The sequence below is a fragment of the Ruegeria sp. BC1 genome (assembly GCF_056539305.1).
In genome coordinates this window covers 87,051-110,757 of record NZ_JBQFUT010000010.1, presented here as the reverse complement: position 1 = coordinate 110,757, position 23,707 = coordinate 87,051, and the positions used below count along the sequence as shown (strand labels likewise).

Annotated in this window: 30 protein-coding genes; 18 read left to right on the top strand and 12 right to left on the bottom strand. The window is 58.7% G+C overall.

What is annotated here, in order from left to right; genetic code table 11:
• Positions 1-2: 2 nt before the first annotated feature.
• On the top strand, positions 3-509 hold the full coding sequence (locus ACR0IY_RS19050) for a flagellar basal body-associated protein FliL (protein WP_480676111.1): 507 nt from the start codon (positions 3-5) through the stop codon (positions 507-509).
• Positions 510-538: 29 nt separating this feature from the next.
• Here ACR0IY_RS19050 and ACR0IY_RS19045 read toward each other — a convergent pair whose 3' ends face one another.
• The 7 genes from ACR0IY_RS19045 to ACR0IY_RS19015 all read right to left on the bottom strand — a co-directional run bounded on the left by ACR0IY_RS19045 (position 539) and on the right by ACR0IY_RS19015 (position 7,338).
• Entirely contained in the window at positions 539-925 is a 387-nt protein-coding gene (locus tag ACR0IY_RS19045; RefSeq protein WP_480676109.1) for a hypothetical protein, read from the bottom strand.
• Complete coding sequence (gene flhB / locus ACR0IY_RS19040) at positions 922-2,010, bottom strand: flagellar type III secretion system protein FlhB (protein ID WP_480676107.1); 1,089 nt, start codon at positions 2,008-2,010, stop codon at positions 922-924. The genes ACR0IY_RS19045 and flhB overlap by 4 nt, the downstream gene beginning before the upstream one ends.
• Positions 2,007-2,780 carry a flagellar biosynthetic protein FliR gene (locus ACR0IY_RS19035; protein ID WP_480676105.1) on the bottom strand — a complete coding sequence of 258 codons (774 nt, stop codon included), beginning with the start codon at positions 2,778-2,780 and terminating at the stop codon, positions 2,007-2,009. The genes flhB and ACR0IY_RS19035 overlap by 4 nt, the downstream gene beginning before the upstream one ends.
• Complete coding sequence (flhA, locus tag ACR0IY_RS19030) at positions 2,777-4,864, bottom strand: flagellar biosynthesis protein FlhA (protein ID WP_480676103.1); 2,088 nt, start codon at positions 4,862-4,864, stop codon at positions 2,777-2,779. The genes ACR0IY_RS19035 and flhA overlap by 4 nt, the downstream gene beginning before the upstream one ends.
• Before the next feature lie 9 nt (positions 4,865-4,873).
• A complete protein-coding gene (locus ACR0IY_RS19025) occupies positions 4,874-5,569 on the bottom strand; it encodes a lytic transglycosylase domain-containing protein (RefSeq protein ID WP_480676101.1) in 696 nt (231 codons plus the stop codon).
• A gap of 73 nt (positions 5,570-5,642) precedes the next feature.
• The gene (locus tag ACR0IY_RS19020; RefSeq protein WP_480676099.1) at positions 5,643-6,071 is read right to left on the bottom strand and encodes an Lrp/AsnC family transcriptional regulator; all 429 of its coding nucleotides are present in this window, start codon (positions 6,069-6,071) and stop codon (positions 5,643-5,645) included.
• A 34-nt stretch (positions 6,072-6,105) separates the two neighbouring features.
• Complete coding sequence (locus tag ACR0IY_RS19015; RefSeq protein WP_480676097.1) at positions 6,106-7,338, bottom strand: MFS transporter; 1,233 nt, start codon at positions 7,336-7,338, stop codon at positions 6,106-6,108.
• 202 nt (positions 7,339-7,540) lie between these two features.
• On the opposite strand from ACR0IY_RS19015, the gene ACR0IY_RS19010 reads away from it, so the two are divergent.
• From ACR0IY_RS19010 to ACR0IY_RS18980, 7 genes are all read left to right on the top strand, one after another.
• Positions 7,541-8,155, top strand: a complete 615-nt coding sequence (locus tag ACR0IY_RS19010) for a ribonuclease D (protein ID WP_480676095.1) — start codon at positions 7,541-7,543, stop codon at positions 8,153-8,155.
• Positions 8,152-9,114 (top strand): KpsF/GutQ family sugar-phosphate isomerase, encoded by a 963-nt coding sequence (locus ACR0IY_RS19005; protein ID WP_480676093.1) that lies wholly within the window; start codon positions 8,152-8,154, stop codon positions 9,112-9,114. The genes ACR0IY_RS19010 and ACR0IY_RS19005 overlap by 4 nt, the downstream gene beginning before the upstream one ends.
• 15 nt (positions 9,115-9,129) lie before the next feature.
• Positions 9,130-9,729 (top strand): LPS export ABC transporter periplasmic protein LptC, encoded by a 600-nt coding sequence (locus tag ACR0IY_RS19000; RefSeq protein WP_480676091.1) that lies wholly within the window; start codon positions 9,130-9,132, stop codon positions 9,727-9,729.
• 42 nt (positions 9,730-9,771) lie between these two features.
• On the top strand, positions 9,772-10,224 hold the full coding sequence (locus ACR0IY_RS18995; RefSeq protein WP_480676089.1) for an LptA/OstA family protein: 453 nt from the start codon (positions 9,772-9,774) through the stop codon (positions 10,222-10,224).
• The gene (gene lptB, locus ACR0IY_RS18990; RefSeq protein ID WP_480676087.1) at positions 10,224-10,982 is read left to right on the top strand and encodes an LPS export ABC transporter ATP-binding protein; all 759 of its coding nucleotides are present in this window, start codon (positions 10,224-10,226) and stop codon (positions 10,980-10,982) included. The genes ACR0IY_RS18995 and lptB overlap by 1 nt, the downstream gene beginning before the upstream one ends.
• A gap of 252 nt (positions 10,983-11,234) precedes the next feature.
• Positions 11,235-11,798, top strand: a complete 564-nt coding sequence (gene hpf / locus ACR0IY_RS18985; RefSeq protein WP_480676085.1) for a ribosome hibernation-promoting factor, HPF/YfiA family — start codon at positions 11,235-11,237, stop codon at positions 11,796-11,798.
• A 60-nt stretch (positions 11,799-11,858) separates the two neighbouring features.
• Positions 11,859-12,323 (top strand): PTS sugar transporter subunit IIA, encoded by a 465-nt coding sequence (locus ACR0IY_RS18980; RefSeq protein ID WP_480676083.1) that lies wholly within the window; start codon positions 11,859-11,861, stop codon positions 12,321-12,323.
• A 61-nt stretch (positions 12,324-12,384) separates the two neighbouring features.
• Here the strand turns inward: ACR0IY_RS18980 and dalA are convergent, their stop codons facing one another.
• Positions 12,385-12,900 (bottom strand): divisome-associated lipoprotein DalA, encoded by a 516-nt coding sequence (dalA, locus tag ACR0IY_RS18975; RefSeq protein WP_480676081.1) that lies wholly within the window; start codon positions 12,898-12,900, stop codon positions 12,385-12,387.
• 169 nt (positions 12,901-13,069) lie between these two features.
• Between dalA and ACR0IY_RS18970 the strand changes: the two genes are divergently transcribed.
• Positions 13,070-13,669 carry a L,D-transpeptidase gene (locus ACR0IY_RS18970; RefSeq protein ID WP_480676079.1) on the top strand — a complete coding sequence of 200 codons (600 nt, stop codon included), beginning with the start codon at positions 13,070-13,072 and terminating at the stop codon, positions 13,667-13,669.
• 140 nt (positions 13,670-13,809) lie between these two features.
• The gene (locus ACR0IY_RS18965; protein WP_010442520.1) at positions 13,810-13,992 is read left to right on the top strand and encodes a hypothetical protein; all 183 of its coding nucleotides are present in this window, start codon (positions 13,810-13,812) and stop codon (positions 13,990-13,992) included.
• Positions 13,993-14,082: 90 nt separating this feature from the next.
• Here the strand turns inward: ACR0IY_RS18965 and hemH are convergent, their stop codons facing one another.
• Together hemH and ACR0IY_RS18955 are read right to left on the bottom strand one after the other, a co-directional pair.
• Positions 14,083-15,132: a ferrochelatase gene (hemH, locus tag ACR0IY_RS18960; protein WP_480676077.1), complete on the bottom strand. Its 1,050-nt coding sequence runs from the start codon at positions 15,130-15,132 to the stop codon at positions 14,083-14,085.
• A gap of 56 nt (positions 15,133-15,188) precedes the next feature.
• A complete protein-coding gene (locus tag ACR0IY_RS18955) occupies positions 15,189-16,019 on the bottom strand; it encodes a methyltransferase domain-containing protein (RefSeq protein WP_480676075.1) in 831 nt (276 codons plus the stop codon).
• Between the two features lie 16 nt (positions 16,020-16,035).
• Here ACR0IY_RS18955 and ACR0IY_RS18950 point away from each other — a divergent pair, with 16 nt between their 5' ends.
• Genes ACR0IY_RS18950 through ACR0IY_RS18935 form a run of 4 tightly spaced genes read left to right on the top strand, consistent with a single transcriptional unit; the run spans position 16,036 to position 18,344 of the window.
• Entirely contained in the window at positions 16,036-16,764 is a 729-nt protein-coding gene (locus ACR0IY_RS18950; RefSeq protein WP_480676073.1) for a ComF family protein, read from the top strand.
• A gap of 37 nt (positions 16,765-16,801) precedes the next feature.
• Positions 16,802-17,059, top strand: coding sequence for a glutaredoxin 3 (gene grxC / locus ACR0IY_RS18945; protein WP_480676071.1), 258 nt, complete (start codon positions 16,802-16,804; stop codon positions 17,057-17,059).
• Positions 17,059-17,889 (top strand): carbon-nitrogen hydrolase family protein, encoded by an 831-nt coding sequence (locus tag ACR0IY_RS18940; RefSeq protein ID WP_480676069.1) that lies wholly within the window; start codon positions 17,059-17,061, stop codon positions 17,887-17,889. Before grxC ends, ACR0IY_RS18940 begins: the two co-directional genes overlap by 1 nt.
• A 14-nt stretch (positions 17,890-17,903) precedes the next feature.
• The gene (locus ACR0IY_RS18935; protein ID WP_366553783.1) at positions 17,904-18,344 is read left to right on the top strand and encodes a MarR family winged helix-turn-helix transcriptional regulator; all 441 of its coding nucleotides are present in this window, start codon (positions 17,904-17,906) and stop codon (positions 18,342-18,344) included.
• A gap of 62 nt (positions 18,345-18,406) precedes the next feature.
• Here the strand turns inward: ACR0IY_RS18935 and ACR0IY_RS18930 are convergent, their stop codons facing one another.
• A complete protein-coding gene (locus tag ACR0IY_RS18930; RefSeq protein ID WP_480676067.1) occupies positions 18,407-18,730 on the bottom strand; it encodes a hypothetical protein in 324 nt (107 codons plus the stop codon).
• Positions 18,731-18,743: 13 nt separating this feature from the next.
• Positions 18,744-19,490 carry a bifunctional 2-polyprenyl-6-hydroxyphenol methylase/3-demethylubiquinol 3-O-methyltransferase UbiG gene (gene ubiG, locus ACR0IY_RS18925; RefSeq protein WP_480676065.1) on the bottom strand — a complete coding sequence of 249 codons (747 nt, stop codon included), beginning with the start codon at positions 19,488-19,490 and terminating at the stop codon, positions 18,744-18,746.
• Between the two features lie 48 nt (positions 19,491-19,538).
• Between ubiG and pip the strand changes: the two genes are divergently transcribed.
• The 4 genes from pip (at position 19,539) to nusA (ending at position 23,696) form a co-directional block, all read left to right on the top strand.
• Positions 19,539-20,516 carry a prolyl aminopeptidase gene (gene pip, locus ACR0IY_RS18920; RefSeq protein ID WP_480676063.1) on the top strand — a complete coding sequence of 326 codons (978 nt, stop codon included), beginning with the start codon at positions 19,539-19,541 and terminating at the stop codon, positions 20,514-20,516.
• Entirely contained in the window at positions 20,513-21,334 is an 822-nt protein-coding gene (locus tag ACR0IY_RS18915; protein WP_480676061.1) for an ABC transporter substrate-binding protein, read from the top strand. The genes pip and ACR0IY_RS18915 overlap by 4 nt, the downstream gene beginning before the upstream one ends.
• A 158-nt stretch (positions 21,335-21,492) precedes the next feature.
• Positions 21,493-22,083, top strand: coding sequence for a ribosome maturation factor RimP (gene rimP, locus ACR0IY_RS18910; protein WP_152459779.1), 591 nt, complete (start codon positions 21,493-21,495; stop codon positions 22,081-22,083).
• Positions 22,083-23,696 carry a transcription termination factor NusA gene (nusA, locus tag ACR0IY_RS18905; RefSeq protein WP_480676059.1) on the top strand — a complete coding sequence of 538 codons (1,614 nt, stop codon included), beginning with the start codon at positions 22,083-22,085 and terminating at the stop codon, positions 23,694-23,696. Before rimP ends, nusA begins: the two co-directional genes overlap by 1 nt.
• Positions 23,697-23,707 lie beyond the last annotated feature (11 nt).

Here is a 23,707-nt window from a genome sequence, read left to right as displayed (position 1 = left end):
GGATGAAGAACTTGTTGAACGTCTTGTTTCTGCTGGTTGGTCTCGGGGTTGGTGTCGGGACAGGGTTGATACTTGCCCCGTCGGATACGATGGAAGAGTCCGCAAATCCGGAAAAGACAGAGACCAAAAAATCCAAGCCTGCCAAATCAACAGGCGAAAAGGCGGGGAATACGGACGTCTCCAGTGATTTTGAATACCTTAAGCTGACGAAACAGTTCGTGGTTCCGGTTGTTGATTCCGAACGGATCGCGGCGCTGGTCACCATGTCGCTGAGCCTTGAAATCACTCCGGGTATGGCCGAAGCGTTTTATGCCGTTGAACCCAAGCTGCGAGATGGGTTTCTGCAGGTCATGTTCGATCACGCCAATACCGGCGGCTTTGATGGTGCGTTCACCGAATCCGATAATATGAAAGTCCTGCGCAAGGCGTTGCTGGAAACAGCGCGCAAGGATCTGGGTGATGACGTGTCGCAGGTTCTGATCATGAGCGTCAGCCGACAGGACGTCTGATCCTTTCGGCTCAACTCTGCGTCGATGTCTTAAAACGGTGATCGTTTCTTGTTGAGCGCGCGTTTTCGCGCCTCAATTTCGCTTTCAGACAAGGTTTTGACAGCCTGTTTACGGCCAAATGCACTACGCAACGTCCTGAGTGCCTCCAGTTTTTGTGCCCGCAGCCGCGCCAACTCCATATTCAGATTTCGGCGTGTCGCGGACTCCCAACCGTTCCACAGAACATCGGTGCCGGTCACGCGGTACCCTTCCGCTGCCGCACATTCCTGTCGTGTCTGCTGGGCTTGGGTGTCCAGCCGCGCCAGTTGCTGCCGCACTTTGGCCTCGGCCTCCAACAGAGGACGCAAGGCGGTGTATTCTCTCTGATAAACGGCCTCGGTCACCTTCTGTAAGTTTTCTAACCCCGAGTTTTTCATCTGAACTGTTCCTTCGCCCGTTTACGCATTGCTTCTGCAAACCGGATCGCGGCGGCTACGGGGCGATAATGCTCTTCCGCGATTTCTTGCCCGATTTCGACGGCTGCATGCAGCGCGCGAGCGGTGGGTGGGTCTGAGTGAATAGGGACACCCGACTCGGAAGCACGCGCGCGAATTGCGGAGGCCACTTCATCCACGCCTTTGGCCACGCAGATCGGGGCAGAGCCCGCCGTTCTGGTCCATTTCAGTACCACGGCGTAGTGGGTTGGATTAACGATGACCACATCCGCCGAGGGCACATCCGACATCATCTGGCTCGTCGCAATGTCCTGAGCGCGCTGCCGCCGTTGTTGTTTGACGTGAGGATCGCCTTCCGCATCCTTGGTTTCGTCCTGAATCTCTTTGCGGGACATACGGTTTTTGCGCATGTGTTCCGCGTACTGCCACAGGTAATCCACCGCTCCGATTACCAGTGCCACGGCGATGACGATGAACAGAAAGCGCATCAGGAAGTTCATCATCAGCATCACCGACGCCCGTGCAGGGGCGGCGCTGGCGGACAGAATCTCATTTAGGTTGGATCGCAGAAACAAGGCCAGGCAGGTGCTGTAGATCACCAATTTCACAAAGCTCTTGGCGAATTCGAATAATCCCCCGCGCCCAAACTTGTTTTTGGCGTTTGAGAGGATCGAGATGCGGGAGAATTTGGGTTTCAGCTTGCTTGGCGTGAAGATCAACGCGCGCTGGGCGATCAGACTCAGCAGGACTGCAGTGGCAGGCAGGGCGAACAGGATCGCAACAGACAACAGCGCCGTTTTCAGCATTCCGCCAACCGGGTTGGCGGCGGCACCATCTGTCAGCAAAGGACTGATCGCATCTGCTTGGTCAATCAGTATTGCAAACAGGGTTCCCAGATGCTGAACCCCAAATTCCCCGGTCACAAACAGGGCGATCAGAAATCCGCTATAGGCGGCAACCACAGACAGGTCGTTGGATTTGGCGACCTCACCTTTTTCCCGCGCTTTTTGTAGTTTTTGTGGTGTCGGCTCATAGGACTTGTCGCTGTCATCATCAGCCCCGCTCATCGTGGGGCCCCAAACGGATTCAGCATGAAGGTGAACAGGGCGTCGGACCAGGCCGACAGGATCAGGGGCGCGCCGGCGAACAGCAGAAACAAGCCCGCAAATGTAATGGCCGGGGCACCGACAAAAGCCACCATCAGCTGCGGCATCGCGCGGTTGATAACGCCAAGCGCAAGATTGTAGATCAGCGATGCGATGACGAACGGCATGGCCAGCGCGAAGGCTAGGCCAAAACTACGCGTAATCTGCTGCACGCCCCATTGCGACAGGTCCGGTGCCAGGGGGGCGCTACCCAGTGGAAACAGAGTGTAGCTATGGATCAGAAATTGGGCGGCCCGGATATGCAGGCCCAGAAGCACGGCCAGCGCCAGACCGGCAAGGGTCAGAAAAAATCCCATCGCCGGAACCGGATCGACGGCCGCGCCTCCCAGTATCTGGGACAAGGACGTTGCTTGCGCTGCTATGGACCCTGCCGTTTGCAGTGCCAGCACAAACAACCGCAGCGCCATGCCCAGCACCATTCCGATCAGAACCTCGGTCAATATCAACCGCGCAATGGCTAGAAATTCCCAGGTCGCAACCGCAACTGGCACCGCTGGTGTCACGATCAGGGTGAAGGCCGCGGCGACCCCGAACTTGACCCGGGTCGGAACATTGCGTTCTCCAAAGGCAGGCAGCAGCGAGACCATCGCTGAAACACGCAGGAAGACAGCGAATAGCTGCCAAAAACCCTCGCCCAGATGGGGCAAAAGCTCTGGCGGCAGGGCAATCACGCGGGCACCGTTCCGACCAGCGCCGGGCGCGCCTCGAGCCCGATTTCCTCGAACGACAGAACCGGGTTGGCCACGCCGCGCGCGTGCATGATGGTGCGCAATAGCCTGCGCCGTCGGGTCGAGGTCACAAGCGCCGGAAACAGACCGTGATCGGCGGATTGCGCCACACTGTCGACCACCCCATCGGCCAGTTTGTTGAACAGGTTCGGCGGCAAGGCGACGTCAAGCCCGCTGCTGGGCGCGTCGATCTGATAGGTTGTGAATGTGTCTTCCCATTCCGGCGCAAGCTGGATCAGCGGGATCGAACCATCCTCGCGTTTCATCTCTGCCACCAATTGGAAACCCAACCGCTGCCGGACAAGTTCGCAGATCCCCTCGGGCTGGGTTGTGGTCAGGCGGGCCTCGGCCACGCTTTCCAGGATCAGGGCCATGTTGCGGATCGAGACCCGTTCGTCCAGCAGCAGGCGCAGCACCGCGTGCAGGGTGTCGATTGGCACCTTGTCGGGGATCAACTCGTCCAGCAGTTTGCGGTTTGCTTCGGCCCGGCCCGGATCGCTGAGCCGCGTCATCTCGGACAACAGGCGGCGCAGGGATTTCAGCGTCAGCAGGCGCGAGAAGTTCTGTTTGATGATCTCAAGAAGATGTGTTGCCAGAATCTCGGGCGGGGAAACGATGGTGGCCCCGCTCATGGCAGCGGCCTCTTGGTCCTTGGGCAGAATCCAGCGGGCGGGTGCACCATAGACCGGCTCGGTCACGTCATTGCCTTCGGGCAACATGTCGCGGTCGTCCTGCACTAGGGCCAACACCAGATCCGGGTTCAGCACGCCACGTGCCTGTTCGACCCCCTGTACCTTGACCACATAAGTACCGGTGGGCAGGTCGGCGCGGTCGGTCAGTCGGATATCGGGCAGGATCAGGCCAAAGCCTGAGGCGACATAGGTGCGCATATTGGCAATGCGGGCGTCCAGCCCGGTGCCGGGGTTCAGAACCATGCTGACCAGATCTGGGGCGAACTCCAGATGAACATCGTCGAGATCCAAAATGTCGCCTATGGCCTGTGACGCCGGTGCTTCATCCTGCGGGGCTGGATTGAAGGCCTCAGCCTCTGCGGTTTTTTGGCTGCGATGGACGTTGAAGGCGGCATAACCCAGCACCGATGCACCCAGAATAAAGGGCAAAAAGGGCAATCCGGGCACCAGCGCGAACAGCACCATCAGCACTGCGACCGTTCCCAGTGCCGCCGGGTGCCGCCCAAGCTGCGAGAAAATCGCGCTGTCGGTGGCCCCCTGCGTACCACCGCGCGCCAGCAACAAAGCCGACGCAATCGAGATGATCACCGCCGGAATCTGCGAGACCAGACCATCGCCAACGGTCAGAATGGCATAGGTCTCGAACGCGGAAGAAATCGGCATTCCATGCACGATCACGCCCATGATCAGACCCATCACAAGGTTCAGCAACGTGATCAGCAATCCCGCAACCGCATCGCCTTTGACGAATTTCGATGCGCCATCGAGCGAGCCGAAGAATGTCGTCTCTTGCTGTTCACGCTCGCGCCGTTCCTTGGCCTGTTGGTGGTCGATGGCTCCGGCGGACATGTCGCTGTCGATGGCCAACTGCTTGCCCGGCATGCCGTCCAGCGCAAAGCGCGCGCCGACCTCGGCCATACGCGCGGCCCCCTTTGTGATGACCATGAAATTCACGATCAGCAACACGCCGAAGACTACCAATCCCAGAAAGATACTGCCGCCCATGACGAAATCGGCAAAGCCTTCGATCACGTCTCCGGCAGCGTTTGGCCCGGTGTGGCCTTGACCGATGATCAGTTTGGTTGAGGACACGTTCAGCGACAGGCGCAGCATCAGCGAGGCCAGCAGGATCGTCGGGAAGGACGAGAAATCCAGCGGCCGTTCGATAAACAGTGTCAGCGTGAAGATCAGGATCGCTAGTGCAAAGGACGCCGCCAGACCCACATCCAGAACCCAGGCGGGCATCGGCAGGATCATCATCACGATGACCGTCATCAACGCCAGCGCCAGCAGCACGGTCGGAGAGAACAGGGAACGGGCGTCGATCTTGGGCACGTGGGTCTCCTAATTGAACGAGATAAAGGCAGTGGCCGTGCCCGATGGCGGCACAAGCGATCCCATCGCACCGTCGCCGGAGCGCGGCAGGTTGATCGGAATCAGCGGAGCTGCAGCTTCGGTGAACGGATCCCGCGCCACCCGGCGCGGGGTGACGGGTACTGTTTGATCTAGCTGCGCCAACACGGTCTGGAACCGGTCGGAATAGGCATCGGCCAGCGATGGTGTGCGAGAGTGATAAGCACCAACGGCGGCAGGCCATGAGCCAAGCTCGGCATACAGCTCATTCAGGAAACGGGCCGCATAAGTGGCGTTCTCGTCCGGATCGAACATGGCGTCGATGGATCGGAATGCCTTGCCATGCCAGCGGTAATTGATCTGGAAACAGCCGATATCAAAGCTTCGTTTTCCTGCCTTGAAGATTTTGAAGACATAAGATTTCGCCTCAAACTCGGAGGAGAACCAGTACCCTTGCCCCTCGACATTGATGGTCCACGGCCAGGGTTCCAGTTGTCCCTCCCGAAAGCGCCCTGTCTCCACGCGCGCGATTGCCCGCAGCACGTCCAGCGGTACGCCTTCGGACAGGGCGGCCCGGTGGGCGGCTGCGTCGCAAGTCCCGGCCGCGCGGGCATCTGGCATGGCAAAGACTTGCTGCGCCATGCACAGCGCAAGCAAACTCAGTCCAAAAATCAAACGATAGGGCATTCTGCCGGTCCGAGATTCTGATCAGTCCCGGCCAAGCTAGGCGCGCTACGGTTTACAGAGGGTTATCAGACGCTCAGATTCGATCGATCCGACGGCCAAACACCACGCTGGTATTTGTGCGCAGAACGCCGGGGATTTTGGCCAGTTCATCGACCAGAATATCCAGATCCTCGATCCGCGGGGCCTCGGCCGACAGCAGAAGATCGAACTCGCCATTGATCGACAGGCAGAGTTTGACTTCGGGGTAGGCTTCGAGCCGTTTAATGATGCGCGTGGTCTCTTTCTGCTGCACTTCTAGCAGAACAACGACCTGAACGCGTGGTGTATCGTCTGAGCTATTCAGAATCACCGAATACCCAGAGATCACACCCCGTTCTTCCATCCGATTGATGCGTTCGTGCACGGTTGTCCGGGCCACACCCAGTTTCGCTGCGATCTTTGTGGTCGATGCGCGGGCGTTGTGTTGCAGGGCTGCGATGATACGGCGGTCTAGCTGGTCCATAAAGCCAAGGTGTAGAGCAGGGAGGCCACAGGGCTCAAGATGTGTCAGCGCGTTCTTTTGAAACGGCTTTCCGATCCGACCGCGGCCAGAGCAGCAGGGCGGCGATCGGCCCGGGTACAGAGGCGAGTGTGATCCACATGAGGGTTTCCGCAGTCTCTGTCGTCGTCATCAGCCATCCGGCCAAGGGGTACAGTACCAGCCAGCAGGCATGCGAAAGGGTGAACTGGGCGGCAAAGACCGCCGGGCGATCCTCGGGCTGGGCCGAGCGGGTCAGAAGGCGACCAGAGGGGGTCAGGATCGAAGAATACCCAAACCCGATACAGGCCCACAGGATTACGAGGCTGGCTAGTGAAGTGGGGAATGCCGCGAAAAGGTACGCGGTGGTACCCATCGCGATGGTGCCGAACGCCGCGCCGGTCAGCATGACGCTGCGGTCTTTGTATCTGTTCAGAAGCGGGGGCAAAGCGAAGGCGGCCAGCATCGACCCGCCGCCAAACCCGGCCAGCGCGATAGCAACGGCGCTTTCGGACAGTCCCAGATCAGCGCGCACGATGACCACGGTGTTGACGATGACCATCGCGCTGAGCGCCGCCGCCGTCCAAGTGAGGGCAAGCAGCCCACGAAGGCGCGGCGTGTTCAGGTAGATGCGGATGCCTCGCGTCGTACGGTCATAGATTCCGCGGCGCTGTGTCGGTTTGGGCGATGGCAGCGCAACCGAAACCACCAGAAGGGCCGAGGCGACAAACCCAAGGCCGGTACCCCAGAACAGACTGTCAAAACTGACAAACAGCAGCAAGGCGGCGGCCAAGGCCGGGCTGATCAAGCTTTCCGTGTCGTAGGCCAGCCGCGAAAGCGACAGCGCCTTGGTGTAATCCTGCTCGTCCGTCAGAACGTCGGGAATGGTGGCCTGAAAGGCCGGGGTAAATCCGGCTGAGGCCGACTGCAGAACAAAGATCAGCACATAGACTTGCCAGATCTCGGTCACAAAGGGCAGGCACACTGCTACCAGGGCGCGTACCAGGTCCAGCGCCACCAGCATCCTGCGCCGGTCGATCCGCTCTGCAAAGGCTGCGGCCAAGGGGGCGACGGTCACATACGCCACCATTTTGATCGTCAGGGCCGTGCCCAGAACCAGCCCGGCCGCGTCACCTGCCAGGTCAAAAGCCAGCAGCCCCAGCGCCACTGTCGCCAGCCCCGTCCCCATCAGCGCCACAACCTGAGCGGACAGCAGGTGGCGGTATGTTCGGTTTTTTAGGACGCTTAGCATTACGAAAGAACCATTCGGAATCGAAGGGGCGTTGATCGGGTGATCCCCGTGTGCCTTTGGGCAACCAGTGTGATTGCTATTTTGCGATCAATAGGTTCGGGGTCAAGAAATCTGCGCAACCGGACGGCATTCCATTGATGGCGTTGAGTTTACGGGCCAAACCTCCTATCTCGGGACCGAGACCGCATAAAGGAAGACCCCCGTGGCCAACCACCTCTACCAAAACGACCTGCCGGACGGGCTGGATCTTGGCCCCGTTGTGGCCATCGACTGTGAAACCATGGGGCTGAACCCGCATCGCGACCGCCTGTGCGTGATCCAGATGTCGGGCGGAGACGGCAACAGCCATATCGTTCAGGTGGAAAAGGGTCAGACCGAGGCCCCGAATCTGTGCGCCATGCTGGAAAACCCGGACGTCCTGAAGCTGTTCCATTTCGGGCGCTTCGACATTGCTGCGATGTATCACGCGTTCGGCGCGTTGGCCGCACCTGTCTATTGCACCAAGATCGCCAGCCGGCTGGTGCGCACTTATACCGACCGCCACGGGCTGAAGAACCTGTGTCAGGAATTGATCGGCGTCGATATCTCGAAGCAGCAGCAGATGAGTGACTGGGGGGCTGAGACGTTGACCGACGCTCAGTTGGACTATGCTGCCTCGGACGTTCTCTACCTGCACCAGCTGCGCGAGGCGTTGGACGGGCGACTGGCCCGCGAAGGCCGCTCTGAGATGGCACAGGCCTGTTTTGACTTCTTGCCGATGCGTGCGAAACTCGATCTCGCAGGTTGGCCCGAAACGGATATCTTTGCGCACTCATGACCGATACCGAAGCATTCCTGAGAACCGCCCGACAGGTCGTTACCGACGAAGCCCGTGCACTGGATGTGCTGGCCGAAGGGCTGGATGAACACTTTGCCGAGGCCGTCCAACTGATCTTGCAGGCGCCGGGCCGCATCATCATCAGCGGCATCGGGAAATCGGGCCATATTGGCCACAAGATTGCCGCCACGCTGGCCAGCACCGGCACGCCTGCCTATTTCGTGCATCCGGCCGAAGCCAGCCATGGCGATCTGGGCATGGTGTCCAAGGGCGATGTGGTGCTGGCGATCTCGAACTCGGGCGAAGCGCCGGAACTGGCCAACCTGCTGGCCTTTACCCGCCGCTTTGGCATTCCGCTGATCGGCCTGTCCAGTAAGCCGGAAAGCACGCTGATGAAGCAGGCGGATGTGCATCTTCTGATCCCCTCGATGGGTGAGGCTTGCGGGTTCGGCATGGTGCCCTCAATCTCAACCACGCTGACACTGGCGATGGGCGATGCACTGGCGATCGCGCTGATGAAGTACCGTGATTTCAAGCCCGAGGATTTCCGCGCCTTCCACCCCGGCGGCAAGCTTGGGGCGCAGCTTTCCACCGTGCGCGACCTGATGCACAAGGATCTGCCTCTGGTTCCCGCAGGCACCCCCATGAGCGAAGCCCTGCTGGTTATGAGCCAGAAGAGCTTTGGCGTCGTCGGCGTGACAGATGAGGCGGGCCATCTGCTGGGTATCGTGACCGATGGCGACCTTCGCCGCAACATGGACGGACTTCTGAACAAAACCACCGAAGAGGTCATGACCCGCGATCCTTTGACCATTGCGCCAAATGCCATGGCCGAAGAAGCGGTCGCAATCATGAACGACCGCAAAATTACCTCGTTGTTCGTGGTAGACCCTGAAACGCAGGGGCCGGCCCAAGGATTGCTACACATCCACGACTGCCTGCGCGTCGGTCTGGGCTAGGCGGAGGGCGGATCGGTGGATGGACACTCTCGCAGGGTACAATTCTTCAAGGTTCTGCTGCCGCTGGTGGCCATTTTGCTTTTGTCTACCGTCTTTCTGCTGTCCCGTAGCATTGAAACCAACGTGACCGTTCCCTTTTCGCAACAGGATATTGACGAACGGCTGGCCGATCAGGTGGTGACCTTGCCGACCTATCGCGGCACCACCCGTAAGGGCGAAGAGGTTCAGATCGACGCAATCCGGGCGTCGCAGGGAACCGAGGAAGCGATCCCGACCGCCGCCGAGTTTCAGGGCCGGATGGGGCTGTCGAACGGGGGTGTGATCACGCTGGATTCCAACACCGGCATGATCCGACCGGATAAAAATACGGCGACGTTTGTCGGCGATGTCGTGATCACCTCAACCGACGGCACCGTGGTTACAACCGATCTGCTGAACACCGCACTGGACGAGATCCGGGGGGATGCTCCCGGCCAGGTCAACGGTACTGGCATCATCGGTGATTTTACCGCGGGCAGTATGACCTTTGGTACTGAAAAAAAAGACGGCCCGGTCCAATTTTTTTTTACAGACGGTGTCAAGCTGGTATATGAGCCTCAAAAAGCAGAAAGATAACCTGTGTTCTATTTTCGTTTAGCTCTTGTGTGTTTCGCTCTGATGTCCGGTGCTATTTCTGCCTCGGCGCAGGAGGCTCAGGTTGCATTCGGCGCGGTCAAATCCGACCCAAGCCTGCCGGTCGAAGTTACATCGAAAACGCTGAACGTCAATCAGGAAGACGGGTCGGCCGAATTTATCGGCGACGTGATTGTCATTCAGGGCGAGATGCGCCTGACGGCCAAACGGGTGCTGGTCATCTACAACTCTGAACGCTCGGGCATTGAACGGATGGAAGCCACCGACGATGTGGTTCTGGTCAGTCCACCCGACGCAGCAGAAGGGGACTGGGCGGAATACACTATCGACTCGGGTGTAATCGTCATGAAGGGCAATGTGTTGCTGACCCAGGGGCCCAGCACGATCAGCGGCGATCGGATGAACGCCAATCTGACCACTGGCACCGCGACGGTGACTGGTAATGTCAAAACTATTTTGCAGCCTGGTAACAACTGATGGCAGGTCCCGAGCTCTCTGTTGCCGAAGGGAATTCCGGCCTCAGAATTGAAAAACTGCGCAAGTCTTATCGAAAAAAGACGGTGATCCGGGATGTGTCGATGACGCTGGACCGGTCCGAGGTTGTGGCGTTGTTGGGGCCCAACGGATCGGGCAAGACAACGACCTTTTATTCCGTCGCCGGGCTGGTTTTCCCCGAGGCTGGAACCGTCACGATTGACGGACAGACAGTGACCACACTGCCAATGTATCGTCGCGCGCGGCTGGGTATCGGATATTTGCCGCAGGAAATGTCGATCTTTCGCGGCATGAGTGTCGAAGACAATATCGCCGCTGTGCTGGATATTACGTTGCGTCACGCCCATCGCCGCAAAGAGAGGCTGGAAGAGCTGCTGTCGGATTTCTCGATCGAACACCTGCGGCGGGCACCGGCGCTGGCGCTGTCCGGGGGCGAGCGTCGCCGGGTCGAGATTGCGCGCTGTCTGGCTGCTGACCCGAAGTATTTGCTGCTGGATGAGCCGTTTGCGGGGGTTGATCCCATCAGTGTCGGAGATATCCGCCACCTTGTCGCAGACCTAAAGAAACGTGGCATCGGTGTGCTGATCACCGACCATAACGTCCGGGAAACGCTGGAAATTGTGGATCGCGCCTATATCCTGCATGACGGGCAGGTTCTGATGTCCGGGACCCCGGATGAAGTTGTCGAGAACGAGAACGTGCGCCGGGTCTATTTGGGTGAAAACTTCCGTATTTCATAAGCTTGCGCAGAAATGCGCCGGTTGCATGGCGGAAATCACGTATATACACACCTGTTTTGATTGACTCTTCCGCCGTCTCTTGCCTCAATTGGGGCATGGCATTTCTTCGGTTCCCGTCTGGATCACGATGCTCCTTCTTCGAAGGGAGAGCAGTACGGCTATCGCGGGAAATGCTGATATCCCCCACCCGATAAAAACAAGTGCGTCGCGTTACGTGACGTCAGAATGGGTGTGAATTGCGAAGGAGATCACATGCGTTACCAAATCAGCGGAAAACAGATCGACATTGGTGCGGCGCTGCAAACTCACGTGCAGACCGAACTGGGCGAGGTCGTGGGCAAATATGCCCAGCGTCCGACCGACGCCAACGTCGTCTTTTCCCGTTCAGCGCATGAATATGTATGCGAAACCACAGTGCATCTTTCCACCGGCCTGACGGCCCAGGCCAAGGCTCACGCAACCGAAATTTACGCGGCGTTTGAGGGATGCTGCGACAAAATGGAAACACAACTGCGCCGGTATAAACGTCGTCTGAAAGACCACCACAAGGATCGATCTGAGCCTGTTGAACTCTTTGGGGCCTCGTCCTATATCCTCGCCTCTGACGAATCGGCATCGGCTGATGAACCCGACTCACTGCAGCCGATGATTGTGGCTGAGATGGAAACCAAGATCCCATCGTTGAGTGTCGGCGAAGCCGTTATGCAAATGGAATTGGTTGGCGCACCGGTGCTGGTGTTCCGAAATGAAAACAAAGACGGATTGAATGTCGTGTACCGCCGGGATGACGGAAACATCGGCTGGATCGATCCGTAACAGGCAAGAATAGCAAGGCGGCTCCCTGCGTTTGCGGGGGCGTCGTCATGGAGCGTGATCATGGAGCTTTCGAGCATACTCAAGCCCGAAGCAGTACGCGTGTTGTCCGCAGCGTCGAGCAAAAAGCGGCTGTTTCAGGAAATCGCCGATGTTGCCGAGGCAACATTGGGTCTTGATGCTCAGGTTGTTGTTGACGGTTTGCTGGAGCGGGAAAGCCTGGGGCCAACCGGTGTTGGCCATGGTGTTGCGCTTCCGCACGCCCGCATGGCCGAGCTCGAATCGGTTTCGGGTGTGTTCCTTATGCTGGAGAAACCGATTGATTTCGGGTCGGTTGACCGCCAGCCCGTTGATATCGCATTTGCCCTGTTTGCTCCGGAAGAGGCCGGGGTCGATCACCTCAAAGCGTTGGCGCTGGTGTCCCGCACGCTGCGTGACACGTCGGTCTGTGCGAAATTGCGGGCCAATCCTGATCCGGTCAAGCTCTATGCCATCCTGACCGAAGCGCAGTCTATGCAGGCCGCGTAAGGCACTGAAAACAAAAAAGCCCCCGAAAATCGGGGGCTTTTTTGTTTGTAAGGGGTGGGGCTTAGCCGCCAGCACCCATTTCCAGCGTCCACCAGATTTTGCCGCCGCTTTCCTGATGCCACGCAAAGCCCATCTGCGTGGCTTTCGGGTCCATGATCACCGCGCGCGGGCCGGGCTCCTGCATCCAGGCGGCCAGGGTTTCGGTTTCGGTTTCGTAGGTTTCCGAGATCGCTTCGCCCAAGAAGGTGCCAAAATATCCCACACGCTGTGCCCGGTCGATCGGTGATGATCCGTCTGATCCAAAGTGCCACGGGCGGTTTTGACGAGCCATATCCTTGGAATGTGTGGCTGCGGCAGCGTTAAGCTGCGAATTTAGCTGTACCGATTGCAGGCCTTGCGCCTGTCGCAGTGCGTTGACCGAATCAAGCATGCGGAACTGAAGTTTTTCAGGATTGCCCCGAATTTTGTAGACCGTGGGCAATGGCCGTCCGTCAGCACCATATGTTGGGGTGCTGCTGGGGGTGCATGCGGCAAGCGCGATAAAGCAAGCAAACAGTAAAGAAAGAATACGCGTCATGATCGACCTGATTATTGTGTCGTGTTACGGCATAGCGCGACAGGATGGCTTGGGCAAATGTACAGTGGCCCTGTTCCGCGTGATTCTGCCGGTTTGATTTGCGACTGAAGCATTCTGGCAATAGAATACGACAGATTTTGAGATTGGCCGTAGCAAAGGATCGTCCGTCATGGTCAAGAAATACATTGCCCCTTCTACCCGCCGAGGATTTCTTGCCGGTGCGTCAGCCCTGCTGGCCTCGCCTGCGATTGCCCAATACATTCCCGGCGACCCGTTGCGCCCGGCACCCGAGCCGGAACCGCAGGTGCGTCGCAATGTCTCGGGTTTCCGGGCGCTGGATTGGCAGCCCTATTTTTCGAACACAAATAACGGGGCCATTCTGGTCGATACCGTCTCGCGCGCATTGCATTACTGGTCCGATGACCAGAGGGTGTACAAACTTTATCCCTCTTCAGTGCCCCTGACCGAGGAACTGACCCGCCGTGGCCGCACCAGCGTGATCCGAAAGGTCGAAGGGCCCAGCTGGTCGCCGACCCCGTCGATGAAAAAGCGAAACCCCGAATGGCCGGACTATATTCCACCGGGACCGGATAACCCATTGGGAACGCACGCTTTGTATCTGGGGTGGAAGTATTACCGCATCCACGGAACGCACGATACGCGCAAAATCGGGCGCAGATCGTCGAATGGCTGCATCGGCCTGTTCAACGAGGATATCGCCGAGTTGTTCTCAATGACGCAGGTTGGCACGCAAGTGTTGCTTATTTGACGACATTTTCGCGCACGAACCCGCTTGCAGCGCAAGTTGCAATTGCATTCCAGTCAGATAGCTGATTAGAAAAATAACACGAGGTAAGTCTTGGGTGTGCGGTTTCGCTATTTGGAACCGTGCAAATTCTGGAGGTTAATATGAAGAAACTCGTTCTCGCCGCTGCACTGACTGCTGCTGCTTCGACCGCTTATGCTGGCAACCTGGAAGAGCCGGTTGTTGAGGCACCGGTTGTTGTTGAGGAAACTCAAGGTTCGTCGCAGGGCATCATCCTGCCGCTGATCCTGCTGGTCGTTGTTGCTGCTGCTGTTGCCGCAAGCTAATTTGACGAGCGTCATCTAGAGAAAAGGCGGTGGACATCTTCACCGCCTTTTTTCATGTCTGATAGATCAAGTCTGAGTGATGGGTGCTGTTCAGTCCAGCCAGCCTTTCAGATTGTCTTCGATCACCTTGCCCAATGCCGCGATGTGCGAATCATCGTCGTTCAGGCAGGGGATATAGGTGAAGGTTTCACCGCCCGCCTCTTCGAAGCTTTCCCTGATCTCTTCGTTAATCTCTTCCAGCGTCTCGATGCAATCGGCGGAAAATGCCGGTGCAATGACGGCGATGTTCTTCTTGCCCTGCCGTGCCAGTTCAGCCACATGATCTACCGTATAGGGTTTCAACCACTCCTCGGGTCCGAACCGCGACTGGAAGGTTGACACAAGCTGATCGTCCGACCAGCCCAACCGTTCCTTGAGCAGACGTGATGTTTTTGCGCATTGGCAATGATAGGGGTCGCCCTGCTGCAAATAGCGCTCTGGCATGCCATGGTAGGAACAGACCAGAATGTCCGGCTTGGTCTTCATCGCTGCGTATGCCTTTTCAACCGATCCGGCCAAAGCGTCGATATATGCGGGTTCGTCGAAATAGGCGGGTACGGTGCGGCTGGCCGGTTGCCAGGATTCGTCCATCAGTGCGCGGAAGAACTGATCATTGGCCGTGGCGGTCGTGGCACCGGCGTATTGCGGGTAGAGCGGGAAAAACAGGATACGATCGCAGCCTGTGGCCACCATCTCGCGCACTTTCGATTTGGTAGATGGATTGCCGTAGCGCATGCAGAAATCGACCATGATCTTGTCACCGTAACGCGCGCGCATCGCGTCGCTCAGTTTGGCGGTCTGATCCTTGGTGATCGTCATCAGCGGGCTTTCGCCCGTGTCGTGATTCCAGATCGATTTGTAAGCCTCGCCGGAACTGAAGGGCCGTTTGGTCAGGATAATGCCCTGCAGAATCGGCTGCCATTTCCACTTGGGATAATCGATGACGCGTTGGTCCGACAGAAATTCGTTCAGATACCGGCGCATCGGCCAATAGCTGTAATCGTCCGGTGTTCCGAGATTGGCCAGCAAGATGCCGACGCGGCCCATTTTGACCTTGGGATGGTCGGCGGGTGCATTCGATGGGCGAGTGGCGTCAAACATTCTGAGCTTCCTAAGATTTCTCTGTTCTGGCTGAGATAACCGGAATTGTCGGGTCGTCAATCGGACAGTTTGCCTTCCCTGGTCCCCAACGCATCTGCAAGCCGCGCCTGTGCCGATCCAGGCCGCAGCGGTTTTTGCTGGCTTTCGTCGGGCGACCAGCCGGTCAGGCAGATCAGTTCGAAGGTCGCGGCCAATCGGCCCGCGGTCGTGGTGAAATGGTCGGCGTAAATCTGCTGCGCCCGGGCAAAAATCTGTCGCCGTGTGGCGTGTTTCACACGTGCTTTCAGGCTGTTGGTTTCTCCCATGGCGCGCAGGTCCTGCATTAGGTGGGTCAAGTCGCGATATTCTGCCGTTAGACGCGCGGTATCGGCAACCGGCAGCGCAAGCCCGGCCCGTTGCAGCAGGCCGCCCAGATCGCGCAGTTCGGCCATCGGAGCGATTCGCGGGCTGAGGCCACCAGTAACCTCAATTTCAGCCTGCCCAAGGGCGGCGCGCAGCTCGTGCAGGGTTTCACCGCCTAAGCATACCACCAGCAGCAAGCCGTCGGGTTTCAAGGCGCGGTGGCACTGAATCAACTGCCCCACAGGGTCATTGGCCCAGTGCAGGGCCATCGCATGGATCAGCAGGTCATGCGCGCCCGGTGTCAGGGTTAGAACATCGTCATCAGCGACAATCCGTGCCTTGGGCAGAACGTCCTGCCAGATCTGCGCAAAGGGGCACACGATCGCCGGAGCCGTAAAGGTTTTATTAACCATGGATAACCGATCCTGCACCTCGTCCACGGCGGCACGGTGCAGAAACAGGGCGTCATCCTTTGCGCGGACGCGGTGCAAGGCCAGGGCAGGGCGGTCAAACAGAGAAGGTGCGTTGGATTCAGGCAGTTTCATAAGGCGCAATTATCGCATGTGGCAGCGGATTCAAACCGCTGTCGAGGTGATATACCCGCCGCGCTGTCTGGGATGTGGAGACCTGACCGAGTCCGATTTTGGCCTGTGCGGATCTTGCTGGCGCGAAACACCCTTCATCGGTGGTGTGGTTTGCGACAGCTGCGGCCTGCCACTGCCGGGTTCGGCGGACGACCATCGGATCGAATGCGATGACTGCATGCGCACGCCTCGTCCATGGCAGGACGGGCGCGCGTCGCTTTTGTACGGTGGCAAGGCGAGGTCGTTGATCTTGGCCCTAAAACATGGGGACAGGCCGGAACTTGCCCGCCCTGCGGCCCGATGGATGGCACAGGCCGGTCGAGATCTATTTCGCGACGGGATGCTGGTAGCGCCGGTGCCGCTGCACTGGACGCGGTTGTTCCGGCGCCGGTACAATCAGTCTGCGTTGCTGGCTCAACATTTGGGACGACAAACCGGGCTGGATGTCTGCCCCGATCTGCTGGTTCGGCGGGTGCGGACACCGGTACTGGATGGGAAAACTGCGGCTCAGAGGGCTGAAACCCTGTCGGATGCGATTGTTGCCCACCCAAAACGGCGGCAGCGTATGGCAGGTCGGGATGTCTTGCTGGTTGATGACGTCATGACTTCGGGCGCGACCCTGGCGGCTTGCGCGCGTGTCTGCCTTGCCTCTGGCGCAAATCATATTTTCGTGTTGACCCTAGCGCGCGTTGCCAAGGATGCCTAATTCGCCCAAGATTGCGCGAAACCCGAAGGGACGGAATATGAAACCGGTTGAAATCTACACCTCGCCGCTATGCGGTTTTTGCCACGCGGCCAAACGTCTGCTGAAACAGAAAGGCGTCGAGTTCAAAGAGGTCGACGTATTGATGCACCCTAAACGCAAGCCCGAGATGATTCAGCGCGCGGGCGGTAAACGCACCGTTCCGCAGATATTCATCGGCACCGATCACGTGGGCGGCTGCGACGACCTGTACGAACTGGAACGTCAGGGCAAGCTGGATCGCCTGTTGGCGGCCTGATGAAAACCGCGCTGCTGCAGATCACCTCGTCGGATGATCCGGCGAAAAATCTGGAGATGGTGCGCGCCCTGATGTCCGAGGCGGCAAAACAGGGCGCGCGATTCATCCTGACGCCCGAGGTGACGAATTGCGTCTCCACCAGCACCACCCGGCAGCGCGAAGTTTTGCAGCACGAAGAAACAGATTTATCTCTGCCTGGCCTGCGCGAGCAGGCCGCAGAGCTTGGTGTCTGGCTGCTGATCGGCTCATTGGCTATAAAAACACATGACTCGGACGGGCGTTTTGCCAACCGTTCTTACCTGATCGACCCGCAAGGGCAGATTGTGGCACGGTACGACAAGATACATATGTTCGACGTTCAGGTGTCGGAGGCTGAGACCTTCCGCGAATCCAGAAACTACCGCCCCGGAGGCAAGGCCGTGCTGGCCGAAACCGATTTCGGCACGATTGGCCTGAGCATTTGTTACGATATCCGGTTTCCCCACCTCTACGCGGCGCTGGCGCAGGCGGGTGCGCGAATTCTCACGGTTCCGGCGGCGTTTTCACCGGTAACGGGCGCTGCGCATTGGGAATCGCTGCTGCGCGCGCGGGCGATTGAAAACGGCTGCTGGGTGCTGGCCCCGGCGCAAACCGGCGCGCACCCGAAAACCCGTGGCAGGACCCGCCAAACCTATGGGCACAGCATGGTTGTGGCCCCTTGGGGAGAGGTCGTCATCGACGCAGGCACCGATCCGGGCATTCACTTTTTCGATTTGGATGATAGTTCTGTGACAGAGGCGCGCCGACGTGTGCCTTCTTTGACGCACGTCCGTCGCTTTGACGGACCCTGATTCAGAACCGGACCATGACTGACGAACATAATGCCCTTGCAGTAACACTGTTCAGCGAGATCCTGACCGCTGACCAGCTATTGCGGAACCGGCTCAGCCGAGTGCTGCCCAAGGGCATGGAAATCTCGCATTTCTCGGTGTTGAACCATCTGGTCTTTGTCGGAGATGAGCGGACGCCTGCGCAGTTGGCTAATACGTTCCATGTTACGCGCGGGGCGATGACCAATACCTTGGCCAAGCTGGAATGGGCCGGATACATCCACATCCGCCCCGACTGGGACGACGCCCGCCGCAAGATGGTCGCCATCAGCCCCGCCGGTCGCAGGGCACGCGATCAGGCGATTTCCTCGATTGCGCCGCTGATCAATCGTGTGGTTGGAGAGTTGGGGCTGGAACGGGTCCGCAGCACGCTGCCCGTACTGCGGGATTTGCGGTTGCAGTTGGAGGGGGAGTGAGGGCGAGAACTGGGTTTCAGTACCGATGTAAAATTCTGGAGGAAGCATCGGTGTACCTTCCACTAGCCTTTAGTCTCATAGCTGTTTCGAACGGGGCGGCCTTCGACTTTCAGAAGAGCATAGATCCCAAAATTTGCCCACAGATACTCGCTTGCTAGGGAAATCACCATGAAAATTGGTTTCACCAGCACGACGAAAAGAGGCGCAAGCATCAACGCGACAATTGGCATTGGTATTCCGGTGGTTTCTTCAATCACAAGCATGAAAACGCAAATTGGTAAGAAGGTAAAAAGCATGCTCGCAAAGCCGAACACGCTCCCCAAAAGCGGGTTTCGATCATAGAGCGGCAGAAACCACTTATTTGTCCACTTACTTATCATTTTCATCGTTGTGTTGAGCCTAACCCGCCTTCACACTTGCCGTCACGTAATTCACGCTCAAATCCCGGTCCGAGATCGACCAGCTCCAAAGGATCGGGTTGAAGACGAAGCCCTTGCGGTCCACCGGCTCAATCCCGGCCTGACGTAGGAGGTCGAACAGCTCATCAGGGGTGATGAATTTGTTCCACTCATGCGTGCCGCGCGGGAGCCAGCGCATGACGACCTCAGCCCCGAAAATGGCCATGGCATAGGATTTCGGGTTGCGGTTGATGGTTGAGCAGATCAGCAAACCACCCGGTTTGAGCAACTGCTGCGATGCAGTCAGAAACCCGAGCGGATCGGCCACATGCTCGACCACTTCCATGTTCAGCACTACGTCGAATTGTTCGCCCGCGGCGGCCATGTCTTCGGCGGTGGTGTGGCGATAGTCGATCTGCAGGCCCGATTGCTCGGCATGGATGCGGGCGACGGGCAGGTTGCCCTCGGCAGCGTCGGCACCCACAACCTCGGCCCCTAAACGCGCCATCGGTTCGCTCAGCAGCCCGCCGCCGCAACCGATATCCAGCAGGCGCAGGCCCTCGAACGGGTGCGGGGCCTTCAGGTCACGGTCAAATTCGCCCGCAATCTGCTGTGTGATATAGTCCAGGCGGCACGGATTCAGCATGTGCAAGGGTTTGAATTTCCCATGAGGGTCCCACCACTCTGCCGCCATCGCCTCGAATTTTGCGATCTCGGATGGGTCCACCGTGTTCGGATGCGCTTGCATTCCTGTCTCCGTGTGCTCTTTTACGTTTAAGGACTATATAGGGCCATAATGGACAAGTACCCGGACCAAAAGCGCGCAGTTCAATATCTGTACCCGCCGATCGACCCGTTTGATCAGCGAATGGTGGATGTGGGCGACGGGCACCGTATTTATATGGAACAATGCGGCAATCCCGACGGCGTGCCAGTTGTGATTCTGCATGGCGGACCGGGTGGCGGATGCAGCCCTGCCATGCGGCGCTATTTTGATCCGGAAATTTTTCGGGTGATTCTCTTCGATCAGCGCGGTTGTGGCCGGTCGCGGCCCCATGCCTCGGTCACAGACAATACCACCTGGCACCTTGTGGCCGATATCGAGCGGCTGCGGACCTTACTGAATATCGAGGACTGGACCGTGTTTGGCGGCAGCTGGGGTGCGACCCTGGCACTGATTTACGCGCAAACCCACCCGGACCGGGTGAACCGCCTGGTGCTGCGCGGCGTGTTTCTGGCCACGCAGGCCGAGTTGGAGTGGTTCTACGGCGGCGGTGCGGGCAAGTTCTGGCCCGAGCAGTGGGCTAAGTTCACCTCATTGCTGTCCAAGGCCGAGTTGTCCGATCCGATTGCCGCATATAACAAACGCCTGTTCTCGGGTGATCGCGCCACCGAAATCCTCTATGCGCGGGCCTGGTCGGCGTGGGAAAATTCACTGGCGTCAATCCACTCGCAAGGCGCGACCGGGGAAAGCCCGGGTGAGTACGCGCGGGCTTTTGCGCGGCTTGAGAACCACTATTTCATCAACGGCGTATTCCTTGAGAAAGACGGGCAGATTCTGGACCAGATAGACCGGATCGCCCATATCCCCGGACATATTGTGCAGGGTCGCTATGACATGATTTGCCCGCCGCAGGCCGCGTGGTCATTGGCGGAACGCTGGCCCAATGCCGAGTTGAAGATGGTGCGCAACGCAGGCCACGCCCTGTCCGAACCCGGCATCAGCGCCGAGTTGGTGCGCATCATGGATCGTGTGGCGGAGGGCGTAGCATGACCCGGATCGACCGCCGTGCTCTGTTTGCCTCAGGTGCTGCCGCCGCTTTGCTGGCAGCAACAGGGGCCTCGCTCGCGGATACGCCGAAAAGGGGTGGCACATTGCGGCTGGCAGTGCCGCGCGATGACAGTCTGGAGCTGGTCGCCAGGGGTGCGGTGTTCGACACGCTGACCGAGATTGCTCCGGACGGAACCTTGCGGGGTGAGCTGGCCTCCGGCTGGCAAACCGATGCCGAGGCGCGCGTCTGGAATTTCGACCTGCGCGAGGATGTGCTGTTTCACAATGGCGAAACCCTGGACGCTCAGGATGTGCTCGCGGTTTTGGGCGAGGTTGGACAGGCCGAGGCGCTGACTCCGTCCCAGGTGCGAGTGGAACTGAACGAAGCAAATCCGGGTTTCCCCTTTCTTCTGGCCGACAGCCGGTTTGTGATCACCCGCGACGGGCAGAGTGTCACGCCGTTACAGGCGGCGAACGGCACCGGGTGCTATCACGTTGAGCGGGCCGAGGACGGCCGTCATTTCCTGGGGCGCAAGGTTGTTGGTCATTATAAGGACGGGGCGGCCGGATGGGCTGATACGGTGGAAATCATCGTCATCCCCGACGCTCGCGTCCGTGCCGAAGCCTTGCGGGATGGTTATGTGGACGTCGCGGCCCTGCCTGCCTCGGGCGATTTGAAGGGGCAGCGCGGTCTGCGGTTCTACCCCGGCGAATCGGATATGGCACTGGCTGTGGCCCCCAATGTCGGCATGCCACGCCAGATCGGAACGGGCCGCGTGCTGGACGATGGCCGTATCGCCGAACGGTGGTGGTTGGCGTAATTCCGGTCAGGACACTCGCCGGGGGTTGCAGATTCGGGAAAGCCTGCGTATATGCATTTCCAACAGCGGCGTGTCGGGCTTCGGTCCGGGGCTCCACCGGAAATTTCGACGGGCCGCGCGCCCGTTTTTTTGTGCCCGATTGAAGGGTAGAGTAACTGATGACAAATGACCTGATAGCCAAAGCAGCCATCGACCGGCGACTGGCCGAGATCATCACCCCCGTGATCGAGGATCTGGGGTATGAACTGGTCCGCATCCGCCTGATGAGCGGCAAGCAGACTACGCTGCAGATCATGGCCGACAAGCCCGATGGTGGCATCGAAGTGGACGATTGCGCCGAGATTTCCAACGCGGTTAGCGCCACACTGGATGTTGAGGACCCGATCCTCGACGCCTACACGCTGGAAGTGTCCAGCCCCGGCATCGACCGCCCCCTGACGCGCCTCAAGGATTTTGAGACCTTCGAGGGGTATGAGGCCAAGATTGAAACCGCCGAACTGATCGACGGTCGCCGCCGCTTCAAGGGCGAACTGGCCGGGATCGAAGGGGACGAGGTTCTGATCAACATCCCTGAAGGGGACGAGACAATTACCATCGGTCTGCAATTCGACTGGCTGAGCGACGCCAAGCTGGTTCTGACCGACGACCTGATCAAGGAAATGCTGCGCCAACGTAAAGATGCGGGCGCCCTGAACGAAAACGCCTTCGACGAGATTGAGACCGAAGGGTCCGAAGAGGAGACGAACTGATGGCAATTACCTCAGCCAACCAGCTGGAGCTTTTGCAAACCGCCGAGGCCGTGGCCCGCGAAAAGATGATCGACCCCGGTCTGGTCGTCGAAGCGATGGAGGAATCGCTCGCCCGTGCTGCCAAGAGCCGCTACGGTGCCGAGATGGACATCCGCGTGTCGATCGACCGCAAGACCGGTAAAGCCACCTTTACCCGCGTCCGCACCGTGGTTGAAGATGAAGAGCTTGAGAACTATCAGGCCGAGATGACCGTCGAACAGGCGCGTCAGTACATGGAATCGCCAGAAGTTGGTGACGTCTTCGTCGAAGAAGTGCCCCCGGTTGAGATGGGCCGTATCGCCGCTCAATCCGCCAAGCAGGTGATTTTGCAAAAGGTCCGCGAAGCCGAGCGTGACCGTCAGTACGAAGAATTCAAGGATCGCGCAGGCACGATCATCAACGGTGCCGTCAAGCGCGAAGAATTTGGCAACGTCATCGTCGATCTGGGCGGTGCCGAGGCCGTTCTGCGCCGCAATGACAAGATCGGCCGCGAAAGCTATCGCCCGAATGACCGTGTGCGTGCCTATATCAAAGAGGTTCGCCGCGAGGTGCGTGGTCACCAGATCTTCCTGTCGCGCACCGCGCCGGAATTCATGGCCGAGCTGTTCAAGATGGAAGTGCCGGAAATCTATGACGGCATCATCGAGGTCAAGGCCGTGGCCCGTGACCCCGGCTCGCGCGCAAAGATCGCCGTGATCTCGTATGACGGGTCCATCGACCCAGTGGGTGCCTGCGTTGGTATGCGCGGCAGCCGTGTGCAGGCCGTTGTGAACGAGCTGCAGGGTGAAAAGATCGACATCATTCCGTGGAATGAAGATCAGCCGACTTTCCTTGTGAACGCGTTGCAACCTGCCGAGGTTTCCAAGGTGGTTCTGGACGAAGAAGCTGGCAAGATCGAAGTGGTCGTGCCCGAAGAACAACTGTCTCTCGCCATTGGTCGCCGTGGTCAGAACGTGCGTCTGGCCAGCCAGCTGACCAATCTGGACATCGACATCATGACCGAAGCCGAAGAATCGGCGCGCCGTCAGAAAGAGTTCGAAGCCCGCACCCAGCTGTTCATGGAAAGCCTCGATCTGGACGAATTCTTCGCGCAACTTCTGGTTTCGGAGGGCTTTACCAACCTCGAAGAGGTGGCCTATGTCGAGATTGAAGAACTGCTGGTCATTGACGGCGTCGACGAAGGCACTGCGCAGGAACTGCAGACCCGTGCTCGCGAATTTCTGGAAGCGCAGGCCAAAGCGGCTCTGGACAGCGCTCGCAGCTTGGGTGCCGAGGACAGCCTTATTGAATTCGAAGGCCTGACACCCCAGATGGTGGAGGCGCTGGCCAAGGATGACGTGAAAACTTTGGAAGATTTCGCGACTTGTGCCGACTGGGAACTGGCCGGTGGCTGGACCACGGTCGATGGTGAGCGGGTCAAGGATGACGGTGTTCTGGAGCCCTTCGGCGTATCGCTGGAAGAGGCGCAGGATTTGGTTATGACGGCACGCATCATGCTGGGCTGGGTTGATCCGGCCGAGTTGGAGCAGCCCGAAGAAGACGGCGAAGTCGCCGAAGAGGAGGCCGAGGCCTGATCTCAGGCCTC